This is a genomic window from Agarivorans sp. MS3-6 (assembly GCF_054112545.1).
Genome location: NZ_CM134202.1, coordinates 3,258,094 through 3,271,144 on the forward strand (window position 1 = coordinate 3,258,094; position 13,051 = coordinate 3,271,144).

The 13,051-nt window shown below is 45.1% G+C and carries 13 protein-coding genes; 10 read left to right on the forward strand and 3 right to left on the reverse strand.

All coding sequences use genetic code 11. The features are described 5' to 3' along the window. Positions 1-2: 2 nt before the first annotated feature. Complete coding sequence (locus ACVFI8_RS14985) at positions 3-701, reverse strand: YggS family pyridoxal phosphate-dependent enzyme (RefSeq protein WP_248712771.1); 699 nt, start codon at positions 699-701, stop codon at positions 3-5. A 26-nt stretch (positions 702-727) separates the two neighbouring features. Here ACVFI8_RS14985 and ACVFI8_RS14990 point away from each other — a divergent pair, with 26 nt between their 5' ends. From ACVFI8_RS14990 to ACVFI8_RS15005, 4 genes are all read left to right on the forward strand, one after another. Beyond that, positions 728-1,762 carry a type IV pilus twitching motility protein PilT gene (locus ACVFI8_RS14990; RefSeq protein WP_248712770.1) on the forward strand — a complete coding sequence of 345 codons (1,035 nt, stop codon included), beginning with the start codon at positions 728-730 and terminating at the stop codon, positions 1,760-1,762. An 8-nt stretch (positions 1,763-1,770) separates the two neighbouring features. Continuing rightward, a complete protein-coding gene (locus tag ACVFI8_RS14995; protein WP_248712769.1) occupies positions 1,771-2,889 on the forward strand; it encodes a PilT/PilU family type 4a pilus ATPase in 1,119 nt (372 codons plus the stop codon). Positions 2,890-2,911: 22 nt separating this feature from the next. Continuing rightward, positions 2,912-3,691 (forward strand): peroxide stress protein YaaA, encoded by a 780-nt coding sequence (yaaA, locus tag ACVFI8_RS15000; protein ID WP_457871782.1) that lies wholly within the window; start codon positions 2,912-2,914, stop codon positions 3,689-3,691. Between the two features lie 201 nt (positions 3,692-3,892). Then, positions 3,893-4,624 carry an OmpA family protein gene (locus ACVFI8_RS15005; protein WP_248712767.1) on the forward strand — a complete coding sequence of 244 codons (732 nt, stop codon included), beginning with the start codon at positions 3,893-3,895 and terminating at the stop codon, positions 4,622-4,624. Between the two features lie 73 nt (positions 4,625-4,697). On the opposite strand, the gene srmB is transcribed toward ACVFI8_RS15005, so the two are convergent. Next, positions 4,698-5,954 (reverse strand): ATP-dependent RNA helicase SrmB, encoded by a 1,257-nt coding sequence (gene srmB / locus ACVFI8_RS15010; protein ID WP_457871783.1) that lies wholly within the window; start codon positions 5,952-5,954, stop codon positions 4,698-4,700. A 107-nt stretch (positions 5,955-6,061) separates the two neighbouring features. Between srmB and ACVFI8_RS15015 the strand changes: the two genes are divergently transcribed. Both ACVFI8_RS15015 and brnQ read left to right on the forward strand, forming a co-directional pair. Next, positions 6,062-6,778, forward strand: a complete 717-nt coding sequence (locus ACVFI8_RS15015; protein WP_248712765.1) for a tRNA1(Val) (adenine(37)-N6)-methyltransferase — start codon at positions 6,062-6,064, stop codon at positions 6,776-6,778. 131 nt (positions 6,779-6,909) lie between these two features. Then, entirely contained in the window at positions 6,910-8,217 is a 1,308-nt protein-coding gene (gene brnQ, locus ACVFI8_RS15020; protein ID WP_457871784.1) for a branched-chain amino acid transport system II carrier protein, read from the forward strand. 55 nt (positions 8,218-8,272) lie between these two features. Here the strand turns inward: brnQ and fldB are convergent, their stop codons facing one another. Next, a complete protein-coding gene (gene fldB, locus ACVFI8_RS15025) occupies positions 8,273-8,797 on the reverse strand; it encodes a flavodoxin FldB (protein ID WP_248712763.1) in 525 nt (174 codons plus the stop codon). A gap of 104 nt (positions 8,798-8,901) precedes the next feature. Here fldB and xerD point away from each other — a divergent pair, with 104 nt between their 5' ends. The 4 genes from xerD (at position 8,902) to trxC (ending at position 13,039) form a co-directional block, all read left to right on the forward strand. Then, complete coding sequence (gene xerD, locus ACVFI8_RS15030) at positions 8,902-9,810, forward strand: site-specific tyrosine recombinase XerD (protein WP_248712762.1); 909 nt, start codon at positions 8,902-8,904, stop codon at positions 9,808-9,810. A 110-nt stretch (positions 9,811-9,920) separates the two neighbouring features. Beyond that, complete coding sequence (dsbC, locus tag ACVFI8_RS15035) at positions 9,921-10,772, forward strand: bifunctional protein-disulfide isomerase/oxidoreductase DsbC (RefSeq protein ID WP_457871785.1); 852 nt, start codon at positions 9,921-9,923, stop codon at positions 10,770-10,772. Between the two features lie 82 nt (positions 10,773-10,854). Next, positions 10,855-12,576, forward strand: coding sequence for a single-stranded-DNA-specific exonuclease RecJ (gene recJ / locus ACVFI8_RS15040; protein ID WP_457871786.1), 1,722 nt, complete (start codon positions 10,855-10,857; stop codon positions 12,574-12,576). A 25-nt stretch (positions 12,577-12,601) separates the two neighbouring features. Continuing rightward, positions 12,602-13,039 carry a thioredoxin TrxC gene (gene trxC / locus ACVFI8_RS15045; RefSeq protein ID WP_457871787.1) on the forward strand — a complete coding sequence of 146 codons (438 nt, stop codon included), beginning with the start codon at positions 12,602-12,604 and terminating at the stop codon, positions 13,037-13,039. Positions 13,040-13,051 lie beyond the last annotated feature (12 nt).

The following is a 13,051-nucleotide window of genomic DNA, read 5'->3' on the forward strand; positions in this document are numbered from 1 at the left end:
ATTTAGCTACGTTGGCCAAATATAGCGCTACCGACTCGTACCATGGTGCTGCCATGATTAATTGCGGTATTCATGTCGCCACTCATGCCCATGGAAAGGGTATCGACACTAGCATATTGCTGTTGCAGTTGAGAAAACTTTTTAGCCATCGCGGCAAATTGCGTCTCTAACTGTTGATTATTTTCTACCTGTTGCGGAATAGCCATTAAGCCTCGTAAGCAAAGGTTGGGTTGTTGCGCCACGTGCGCGGCGAGCTCGTCAACTTGGTCGAGGCTAAGCCCTGATTTTGTCGACTCTTGGCTAACATTAACTTGTAGGCATACTTGTAGCGGGGGCATACCCGCTGGTCGTTGTTGATTTAAACGATCCGCTATCTTGGCACGGTCTAAGGTTTGTAACCAAGCAAAATTCTCTGCAACCAAACGTGTTTTATTGGATTGTAGTGGGCCAATAAAGTGCCATTCTATGGGGTCATTTAGCCAGTCTTGCTGACGACTTTCGACAATTTTATCTACACCTTCTTGCACATAGTTTTCACCAAATAAACGCTGGCCAGCTTGATAAGCTAATCCAATATCTGACAGAGGTTTAGTTTTACTAACGGCCAATAATGCAACAGCATTAGCCGGACGATGTGCTTTATCTAACGCTTGCTGAATTTCGTGGTTAACAAATTGAAGTGCTTGGGTAATACTGCTCATAGTCTCAACGTCGAGGAATTGAATAAATGGATGTTACCGAATTACTGGCCTTTAGTGTAAAACATAACGCGTCAGATCTACACCTATCAGCTGAATTACCGCCAATGATTCGAGTTGATGGTGAAGTTAGAAAAATAAACTTACCTGCGCTTGAACATAAACAAGTTCATAGTTTGATTTATGACATTATGAACGACAAACAGCGAAAAGAGTATGAAGAGAACTTAGAAATCGATTTCTCGTTTGAGGTTCCAAGTATTGCTCGCTTCAGGGTTAACGCCTTCCAACAGAACCGTGGTGCAGCAGCGGTATTCAGGACGATTCCTTCAGAAGTATTGACCTTGGATCAGTTGGGCGCGCCTGCGATCTTTCGCACAATATCTGAGCATCCTCGTGGCTTGGTATTGGTGACAGGGCCTACCGGTTCGGGTAAATCAACCACGCTAGCGGCAATGATCGATTACATTAACGAGCAGCGCCATGAGCATATTCTTACCATTGAAGACCCGATAGAATTTGTTCACAAAAACAAAAACTGCTTGATCAACCAACGGGAAGTTCACCGAGACACCCATAGCTTTAATAACGCATTGCGTTCGGCACTGCGTGAAGATCCCGATATTATTCTAGTGGGTGAATTACGTGATTTAGAAACTATTCGTCTAGCGCTTACCGCAGCAGAAACGGGTCACCTAGTATTTGGTACTTTGCACACCACCTCTGCGGCTAAAACCATTGACCGTGTTATCGATGTATTTCCAGCGGCTGAAAAAGACATGGTTCGTTCTATGTTGTCAGAGTCATTACGCGCAGTAATCGCCCAAACTTTACTTAAAAAGCTTGGCGGTGGGCGAGTGGCCGCACATGAAATAATGATTGGTATTCCGGCTATTCGTAACTTAATCCGCGAAGATAAAGTGGCGCAAATGTACTCTGTCATTCAAACTGGTATGGCGCATGGTATGCAAACCCTTGATCAAAATCTTAAAGAGTTGGTAAACCAAGGCATGGTGTCTTATGAAGACGCTAAAACTAAAGCCGCTGATCCCAACAATTTTTAGGAGGAGCTATGTTACTCGATGATCTATTAAGCGATATGTCAGAGCGCAAAGCATCAGATTTGTATCTTTCTGTGGGGGTCCCGCCGAGTGCAAAAGTGAGTGGCCGCTTAACCCCGTTAAATGAACAAAAACTCATGCCTGAGCATGTGATGGCGATGTTGGCGACTATTCGTACTCCTGCTCAGCTTGAGGCTTTTGAACATGGTCGAGAGGCCAACTTTGCTATCGCGCGCAAAGGCTTAGGCCGCTACCGGGTGAGTGCATTTTATCAACGTGAACAGCCAAGCATGGTGATTCGCCGTATTGAGACAAATATTCCCAGTTTTGAGCAGTTGCAATTGCCGCCGATTCTTAAAGAAGTTGGCTTGTCTAAGCGTGGCTTAATTTTGTTTGTGGGGGCAACGGGGGCAGGTAAGTCTACCACTCAGGCTAGTATGATTGATTATCGCAACCATAATTCTAGCGGCCATATTCTCACCATTGAAGATCCGGTAGAATTTATGCACAAACACGCTGGTTGTATTGTTAATCAGCGCGAAGTAGGCATCGATACCCCTTCGTTTGAAGAGGCCTTAAAGAACTCACTGCGTCAGGCTCCTGATGTGATTCTAATTGGCGAAATTCGTACCCGCGAAACCATGGAGTTCGCCTTACAGTTCTCTGAGACTGGTCACCTTTGTATGGCGACGCTGCACGCCAACAATGCTAACCAAGCTTTAGATAGGATCATGCACTTAGTACCAGAAGAGCGGCATCGCCAGTTGTGTTTCGATTTGTCGTTTAACTTGCGGGCAATTGTGGCGCAGCAATTAGTGCCAACAAGAGATGGCAGTAGTCGACGCGGCGTATTTGAAATTTTGCTTAATACCCCCTTAGCGGCTGACCTGATCCGTAAAGGTGAAATGCATAAACTCAAAGAGCTGATGACGAAGTCTCGTGAGCAAGGGATGTTAACCTTTGACCAAAGCTTATTTGAGCTATATGAGTCCAGTGTGATCGGTTACGCCGAGGCGATTGCGCATGCTGATTCTCCTAACGATTTACGTCTATTGATTAAATTGCATGGCACCGATAAATCGAATAGTTTAGACAGTGGTATGTTAGACGGTGTTACCGTCGATTTTTAGATGCATAAAGTAAAGGAGCATTATGTTAGCGGTTATTTCACCAGCTAAAACTCTCGATTTTAGTTCCGAGTTGCCCAGCCATAAGCATACTCGGCCAAGCCTGATAGAGCATAGCGCCGAGTTAATTGATGTGGCTCGACAGTTGAGCCCAGCAGATATAGCCAGCTTAATGAAAATCAGTGATAAATTAGCAGGCTTAAACGCCGCGCGCTTTGCTGATTGGTCTGCTGAATTGCCAGAAGAGTATGCCCGCCAAGCGATTTTTGCTTTTAAAGGTGATGTCTATACGGGGTTAGATGCCAGTAGTTTAAGCGCTCAGCAATTGGATTACGCGCAACAACATTTACGTATTTTGTCGGGCTTGTATGGTTTGCTAAAACCCTTAGATTTAATGATGGCTTATCGGCTGGAAATGGGAATTAAACTAGGCAACGCCCGAGGCAATAACTTGTACCAATTCTGGGGTGACATTATTACCGAGCAGCTGAATCAAGCCTTAGCTGAACAAGGTGATAATGTATTGGTTAATCTAGCATCGAATGAATATTTTAAGGCGGTGAAGCCTAAACGGTTAAACGGCAGTGTTATTACCCCCATTTTTAAAGATCAGAAAAATGGTCAATATAAGATTATTAGCTTTTATGCAAAGAAGGCTCGCGGACTAATGGCGCGCTATATGTTTGATAATAAAGTGTCTAATCTCGAGCAACTTTGTGCGTTTGATTCCGATGGTTACTATTTCGACGAAGCCAGCTCTAATGCGACAAGCTTAGTGTTTTTACGTGACCAAGTTAACGCTTAACCAGCCTAGTTTTTACTACCTGTTCACATATCCTCAGCAAGTGAATTGATTACACTTAATAATTGATTCACTTGTGATTTACGCCAAGGCCTGCCAAAATCAGCTTTATAACCGCCAAAGAGTGGTATGAAAGGGTAAAGACTGGCTTATTTTTCTCAACGTAGTGACATGAATGTCGCATTAAGGCCATACGGAGATAGTATGAAAAATAAGATTGCATTGGTTGTAACATTGGTTGGCGCAGCAGCCTTATCGGGTTGTTCAAACGCGCCAGAAGGAGATGCTGGAATATTGTGCCCTGCTATTGGCGCAGGGTTTGGTGGTATCGTTGCTGGCGGCGCAGGGGCTGTTGGTGGCGGTATTGTCGGCGCGATGTTTTGTGCAAATCCCGACAAAGACGGTGACGGCGTAGCTAATAGCCAAGACGAGTGTCCTGATACTCCAGCTGGGGCTGTGGTGGATGAGCGCGGTTGTGAGATCGTTGAAGAAGTGGTTGTTGTCGAAGAAGTGATGGTGGAAGAAGTAGTAGTGGTTGCAGTTGCAGCAGCAGTACTTATTCCCGAATCTTGTGAGCAATACGTGATGGTTGAAGACAACCAAGTGGTTGGTTTTGAGCACATTTTGTTTGGCTTTAACAAAGATGAATACGACGCAGAAGAGCAACAAAAGGTTGAGTGTATTGCTAAAACCATTATTGCTAATGAGTTAACTATCGACGCTGTTGGTTATACCGACAATATCGGTAATGACGAATACAATATGGCATTAAGTGTACGTCGTGCAGACAACGTAGCTGATGCTTTGTTGGCCGCAGGTGTAACAGCCGACCGTGCGGTAGAAGAAGGTAAAGGCGAAGCAGCACCTGCAGCTAGCAACGCGACCGAAGAAGGACGCGCCCATAACCGTAGGGTTGAAGTTCGGGTTTATAACTAATTAAGCCATTACCATAAAAAAAGCCACGCATTGCGTGGCTTTTTGTTACTGAGTGTTCGCCATTAAAACAAGGTTACTTCTTGGCTTTTTTAGCCAGTTTCTTAGCGCGACCTTTAGCGCGCTTTTTAGCGAGCTTCTTATCCACCACGGTTTTAGGTTTCTTCTTCTTAGCGGGCGCAGCTGAAATTTTGTTAGTAGGGCGCAAGCTGTCAATTACTCTGCGTTTAATGGGTTCTTCGGTATAACGTTCAGCCTTAGCTAATGCCCCCATGTCATGGGCTTCCACTAGGTTAATTGCTATTCCTTTGCGTCCTGCACGAGCGGTACGACCGATACGGTGTACGTATACATCGGGGGTGCGCGGAAGGTCGTAGTTAAAGACATGACTAATTTCTGGAACGTCTAAGCCTCGTGCGGCAACGTCAGTGGCAATGAGAAACTTTACGTCACCGTCTCTAAATGCCTGCATGGCTTGGTTACGTTTATCTTGCGCCATTTCGCCGCGTAAGTATGAAGCCTTTATATCATCACTTTGTAAACGTTCTGCAAGGGCGTATAAGCGCTCGCGAGTTTTTACAAATACGACACAGCGTTCAATATCTTCATGCAGTAAATAGTGGCGAAGCAATTGATACTTGTGCTCAGCATCATCACAAAAATGCACTAATTGATGAATTTTTGCTCGCTCGCTACGTGGAGAGTTTATTTCAATCTGTTGTGGTTCTTGCATTACCTTCTCGGCAAAACGCAATAAACCGGCGCCTTCTAAAGTGGCAGAAAACAACGCTGTTTGCCCACGTTCGCTGGTGGCATCACTGATGGTTTCCATGTCTTTAATAAAACCCATGTCTAACATGCGATCGGCTTCGTCAAGGATCAATACTTCGATAGCTTGGCAATCGAACACTTTGTAGGTGATGTATTCCATTAAACGACCAGGGGTCGCAATCACAATGTCGATATTGCTTTTGAGTTGTTCAGCATGCACATCGTATTTGACCCCACCGGTGATATCGATAGTGGTAAGGTTAGTATGGGCGGTGGCTAGACGAGCTTGCTCGGCGACTTGCATCGCTAATTCACGAGTCGGGGTTAATATGAGTACTCTACCTGGTCCAGCTTTGCGGCGTGGGTAATCCAATAAGTGTTGGATTGCCGGCAATAAAAAAGCCAAGGTTTTGCCGGTACCGGTTGCGGCACTGGCTAATACATCTCGACCGTCTAGCATTGCAGGGATCGTTTGCTGCTGGATCAATGTGGCTTTAGTTAAGCCCATCTCGCTAACAGCTTGTAAAATTTGAGAGTCTAGGTCGAGGTCTTCAAAGGTCATTAGAAAATCTACCAATTTGTGAGGCGCCATCGACTTGAATCAAAAGCGCGGGTCATTTACATTCGCGGCATAGTATAGCGCCAAACAGAGGCAAGCAAGAAGTGATCATGCATAAACAACGTTCAGGCTTCACTTTTAAGCAGTTTCATGTAGCACATGATCAGTGTGCCATGAAAGTGGGAACCGACGGGATCTTATTAGCGGCTTGGTTGCCTATGGAAGCAGCCTCGCTAATTTTGGACGTGGGAACGGGCACAGGCCTGATCAGTTTAATTTTGGCTCAGCGTACTAAGGATAGCGTGCAGATTGACGCGATTGACATTGAAGCAGATGCTTGTCGGCAGGCGCAACAGAATGTTAAACATAGCCCATGGCCGAATAAAGTGATGGTACGCCAACAAAGTATGCAGTTATTCAAGCCCAGTTATGCCTATGATCTTATCGTGTCTAACCCCCCCTATTTTCCTGCAGGGCAAGAATTTGACAAAAAGCGGCAATTGGCTCGCCATAGTGGTGAGTTGAATGCGCAACAGTTTTTTGCGGCCGCTGAAAGCTTGTCGCATAACGACACCCATATTGCCTTGGTATTACCTTGTGATGTTGCTGCCCGCTGGTTGCTTTGTGCAGAAAGTCACCAGTGGTATCTTGAGCGGCAAGGCGTGGTAAGTTCGGTTATGGGTAAAGCGCCGATCCGTAATCTTCTGCTGTTGTCTCGTAACAGTAAAGCGATAGCTGTTGTCGAGCAAATCCTTATCTATCAAGAAGATAAACGCTACTCATCGCAGTACGTTAATCTTTGTGGTGAATTATATTTAAAAATGTAGGTTATTTGGTTGTTGAGTTGGATCAATTGCCGTTAATGTAGCCTAATGTTCTGGTTTATTGTTTATATCTCGTGCTATATACTGCTTCGCTTAAAATTATAATCGATAGCAAACTACAACGGGGAAAACACATGACCAAAGCGCTTGGATCATGGAATACAATTAGTTTAGGGATGATGGTATTTGCCTTCTTTTTAGGCGCAGGCAATTTGATATTTCCACCTATGGCTGGGATGTTAGCGGGTGATAACCTGTTAGTGTCTATGTTAGGTTTTTTGGTTACCGCTGTAGGCTTACCACTACTGGGTTTACTGGCTATCGCTAAAGCGGGTGGTGGTATTGTTGAATTAGGGCGTTATTTGCCGAGTAAAGCGGCTAATGCCATCGCACTCGCCATTTACCTGGTGTTAGTACCTATGTTTGGTATTCCCCGAACCTGTTTGGTCGCTTATGAGCTGGGCTTAGTGCCGTTAGTGGAGAATGCAAACCAGTTAACGCTAATCGGGTATTCACTGTTTTACTTCTCTGCAGCTTTGTTTTTTATCTTACGCCGTGGTGGCCTGATAGACAGTGTGGGTAAGGTGATTACTCCTTTATTGGTGATGTGTATTGCAGCCATAGGTTTTGCGGTTTTTAAGCAACCTTTTGCAGAAATAGCGCCAGCTCAGCAAAACTTTGCCTCAATGCCATTTGGTCAAGGTTTCATTGATGGTTACAACACTATGGATGCCTTAGCAGCCTTGATGTTCGGGGTGTTGATGATTGACGCCCTAAATAGTAAAGGTGTTACCGGAAAAGCTGAGCAGTTTGGCTATTTAGTTAAAGCCAGTTTAATTGCGGCCACTGGCTTAACGTTATTCTACGTGGTGTTGTTTTACCTAGGTGCTACGGCGACAGGGGTCGCACCCGAAGCGAGCAATGGTGGTGAAATTATCGTCGCTTATGTTGGCTTTTTGTTTGGGCCTAAAGGCCAATTGTTGTTATCAACCGTGGTTGGTTTAGCCTGTTTTACCACGGCAATTGGCGGTATTTCATCGTTCTCAACCTATGTTAATAATAACTTTAAGCTATCTTACAAAGTGACGGCTATTGTTACCGCTGCATGTTGCGCATTGGTTGCTAATATCGGTTTAACGCAATTGCTGGTAGTGTCTATTCCTATTCTTATTGGTATATACCCAGTGGCGGTTGCGTTGATTGCGTTTAATTTGATGGTGTCTTTGTTTAAACGACCAGAGATGTCAGCGCGATTAATCGTGGGGGTAGCTGCAGCGTTTGGTTTGTTAGATGCGATTAAAGCCGCAGGTGTGAACATGGACGCGTTTAATATTTTGCCTGGGTTCTCGCAAGGCTTTGCATGGCTGCTACCAACCTTAGCGGCGGTAATTGTTAGTGTACTAGCACGCCCAGTAAAAGAGCAGGTAGTCGAAACAGCTTAAGCTACTGAAAGACAATATAGCCGCATTCATTGGGCGGCTATATTGTTAAAGAGCGTTAGTTAACACCGAGTTGCTTTAGCTCTAAGCGTATTTGTTCACACCAACGTTGAATACGACTATCACTGGCGTCATATTGGTTTTCGTCATCTATGGCTAAACCGTAAAAAAATTCACCGTCTTCGGTTAGCGCTTTAGAGGCTTCAAACTCATACCCTTGATTAGGCCAGAAACCGATAAAGTTGGCCCCTGAGGGTGCGAGCTGTTCGAACAGCATGCCCATGGCATCTAAAAACCACTCGCTATAACCCACTTGGTCACCCAAACCGAACAGAGCAATGGTTTTATTTTTTAAATCAAGACTTTCTAGGTTATCCCAGACTGCTTCCCAATCTTCTTGTAATTCGCCATAATCCCAAGTGGAGATCCCAAGAATCAGTAGCGAATACTCGGACATTTTATTTATATCGCAGTCTTTGATGTTAAACATGTCGACCTGGTCTTCGCCAAATTCAGCCTGAATTTTTTCGGCCACTATCTCGGTGTAGCAGGTAGAAGAACCATAGAAAAGGCCAATACGCATGGTTAAACATCCTTTAGGGTTGATAAATTTCGCGGGCAGTGTACCAAAAGCCTTAACTAACACCAATATACAGGCTGTGTTGCTCAGGCTTACAGTGGAACAATATGCCAAATAAACAGATAAGTGACGGCTCTAGCATCCATGTCGATCGCTTTATAGAACAATTGTGGTTTGAACATGGTCTCGCTGACAATACCCTGAATTCTTACCGTAATGATTTGCAACAATTAGCCAGTTTCTTAGCCCTGAAAGATATTAAGCTTGAGCTGGCAACAGCCATAGAACTGCAGAGTTTTATTGCCTCACGCTATGAACTCGGCCAAAAAACAAGCACAGCGGCTAGGCAGCTTTCAAGCTTACGACGTTTTTATCGATTTTTAGTACAGCAGCAATTTAGGGCTGATGATCCGACTGCTTTATTGACCCAGCCCAAATTAGAGAAAAAGTTACCGGGCACATTAAGCGAAGCTGAAGTTGATGCCTTATTGGCTGAGCCGCAGATTGAAGACCCGATCCAGCATCGAGATTTAGCGATGTTGGAAGTGCTGTATGCGACTGGTCTTAGGGTAACAGAATTGGTCAGTTTGCAAATGGAGCAAGTAAGCTTACGTCAGGGCTTAGTGAGAGTCATCGGTAAGGGGGGCAAAGAGCGTTTAGTCCCTTTAGGCGAGCAAGCTGTGGACAGCATAGAGCAATATCTACGTCAGGCTAGGCCGATGCTTCTCAATAGCGAGAGTGATGTATTGTTTCCTAGCTCACGTGGTCGTCAAATGACTAGGCAGACCTTTTGGCATCGAATCAAGCGTTATGCGAGTTTAGCGGGGATTGCGAGTGATATATCCCCCCATACACTGCGTCATGCTTTTGCTACTCACCTATTAAATCACGGTGCAGATTTAAGAGTGGTGCAGATGTTATTAGGACATAGCGACCTATCTACTACCCAAATATATACTCATATCGCAAACCAGCGTTTGCGTTCGGTTTATCAACAGCATCATCCTCGTGCTTAAGCGAGATGAGAATAAGTTTGTAATTAAATTTTGCAATTACATTATAGAGGCGGTAAGTTTTGCAGGGTTTGCACGGTCTGCTTAAACACCCCTAATTCGGAGAAAATTTAATGAGATTATCCAAGGCCTTATTGTTGTCGTTCAGCCTTTTCGGTTTAAGCTTAAATAGCGCGTGGAGCGACGACAGTGCAGAGCTAAGCAGTGAGCAGCAAATTAGTGTGTTGCAACAACAGGTAAAAACCTTAGAAAGCCAGCTTAATACATCTGCAAAGTTGGATAGCAGCAAAACTAAGCACGTCATTGAGGCGCGTCTAGGGGTAAAAGTTGATGCAATAGCCGAAACACCATTAGCGGGCATCTATGAAGTAGCAACTAGCCAAGGTATGTTTTATGTCAGTAATGATGGCCAGTATCTGATTCAAGGTAGCTTGTTTGATTTGGTTAACCGCGTAAATCTAACCGATGCAAGTATGGCTAAAGTTCGGATTAAACAGCTCGCTAGCTTTGAAGACGACATGATTGTGTTTAAAGCTAAAGATGAAAAACACGTGATTACGGTATTTACTGATACTAGCTGTGGCTACTGTCGTAAGCTGCATAACGAATTGTACACCTACAAAGATAAAAACCCTCAAACTAAGAAAATTGAAGAGTTACCCGGTTACACCGATTTAGGCATTACGGTACGTTATTTAGCCTTTCCACGCGGTGGGGTCGATTCACCAGTATATGGTGAAATGCAAAGTGTGTGGTGTGCTGACGATAAAGCGGCTGCCATGAGCTCGGCCAAAAATGGCCGCTCCATTGCCAACGCTAGCTGCAATAATAATGTTATTCAGCAATACCAATTAGGCGAAGCCTTTGGTGTGCGTGGTACCCCTGCCATGGTGTTAGAAGATGGCACCATGCTGCCAGGTGACCGACCTCCTGCAGCACTACTTGACTATTTAAACCAAGGTTAAGCTTTTTTGCTGCTATCAGGCTCCTGCTTTTTGTTATAAAGGGGAGCCTTTTTTATTTCACTTAAATAGAGTAGCCAATTACGTGTTATTACGCCGCCGAGACAATTTCGATACCCAATCACTGCCCGCTGAGTGGCCAGAACTGATTAAACAAGTGTATGTGCGTCGCGGCGTAAAAACAGCCGCCGACGTTGAGCGCCGAGCCCAAGCCTTGCTGCCGTTTCAAGGCTTACAGGGTATGGATGATGCCGTTAATCTACTTATTGATAATTTACAGACAAGAAAAAAAATAGTTATTGTTGGTGACTTCGATGCCGACGGTGCCACCAGTACCGCGGTGTTAATGGCAGGCTTGCCGCAGTTTGGTTTTTGCGGCGTAGATTTTTTAGTGCCCAACCGTTTTGAATATGGCTATGGCTTAAGCCCCGAAATTGTCGAGCTAGCTGCCGCCAAGGGAGCAGAGCTAATTATCACTGTCGATAATGGTATCTCGAGTTTATCTGGGGTTGATAAAGCGCAATCACTGGGGATTCCAGTGTTAATTACCGATCACCATTTACCCGGTGAACAGTTGCCCAAAGCTGCAGCCATTGTTAACCCCAATTTATCTGCTTGTGCTTTTCCTAGCAAAAACCTTGCAGGGGTAGGGGTGGCATTTTATCTGTTAATGGCTTTACGCAGTAAAATGCGTCAGCAAGACTTGTTTGCCAAACAAGGCTTACTAGAGCCTAATATTGCTAGTTTATTGGATCTTGTGGCCCTCGGTACGGTTGCAGATGTGGTGCCGCTAGACAGCAATAATCGCATCTTGGTGCATCAAGGAATACAGCGGATTAGAGCGGGGGCCTGTCGGCCTGGCATTCAAGCATTAATCGAAGTATCGGGCAGAAATAAAGCCAATATGGTGGCCAGTGATTTAGGTTTTGCTATTGGCCCACGCTTAAATGCAGTGGGGCGGCTAGATGACATGAGCTTAGGGATCCACTGTTTACTGAGTGATGACATCCATCACGCCCGTCAATTGGCCAGTGAAATGGATAGTTTAAACAGTGAGCGTAAAGACATAGAACAAAGCATGCAGCAAGAAGCGCAAGTCAGTGTTAGTCAGCTGAGCCTAGATGCTGAAAGCTTGCCTAAGGCGCTGTGTTTGTATCAAGCTGACTGGCATCAAGGCGTAGTGGGGTTGGTGGCTTCTCGAATCAAGGAGCAGCATTATCGGCCGGTATTCGCCTTTGCCGATGGTGATAATGGCGAAGTGAAGGGCTCTGGTCGTTCCGTGGCGGGGGTGCATCTGCGAGATTTATTAGAGCGGATAGATACTCAACACCCAGGCTTAATTAGCAAATTTGGAGGTCATGCCATGGCTGCGGGCTTATCACTACCCCAGTCGCGTTTTGCCGAGTTTAAAGCGTGTTTGGAAGAAACCGCCAAAAGCTTCATTGATGAAGACTGCCTGACTCATACTTTACTGAGTGACGGTGAATTACTCCCTGAGCAACTGGTCTTAGCCTTTGCCGAAATGCTACGCGAATCAGGGCCGTGGGGACAGGGTTTTCCAGAACCCTTGTTTGATGGTTATTTTGAGCTGTGTAGCCAGCGAGTGGTAGGCGAAAAGCATTTAAAGATGAGCGTTAAATTACTAGGCATGAATAATGAAATTGATGCCATTGCCTTTAATGTTGACCGCAATATTTGGCCCAACGCTAGCTTAAAACAGGTGCAGCTAGTGTATAAGTTAGATGTGAATGAGTTTAGAGGTCGCCGCAGTGTGCAGCTAATGGTAGAGCATTTAGCCCCTGCGTAAACTTACTATATTTGGAGAACAGTAGATGTCTGAATCGTTAATTGTTATTTGCCCAAGCTGTAAAGCGGGGAACCGTTTGCCTCTATCACGTATGGGGGAGCAAGCTAAATGTGGTAAATGTAGCCAAGCCTTGTTTAATGGCCAGCCTATTGAGGCTGATGAGGCGAGTTTTGCCCGCCACATTAGCGGTGATTTACCGGTAGTGGTCGATTTTTGGGCACCGTGGTGTGGCCCTTGTAAAAGCATGGCGCCGGCTTACCAGCAAACAGCGGAGCAATTTGCCCATAAAGCGCAGTTTTTAAAAGTGAATACTGAAGAGCAACAAGCGCTAGCGCAGCGCTATCAAATTCGCTCTATCCCTACGTTAATGTGTTTCAAAGGCGGTAAACTACTTGGCCAACAAGCGGGTGCTTTACCTGCACAAGCGATGCAGCAATGGATTGAGCCGTTTATACAGTCTTAAGCGCTAAATGTA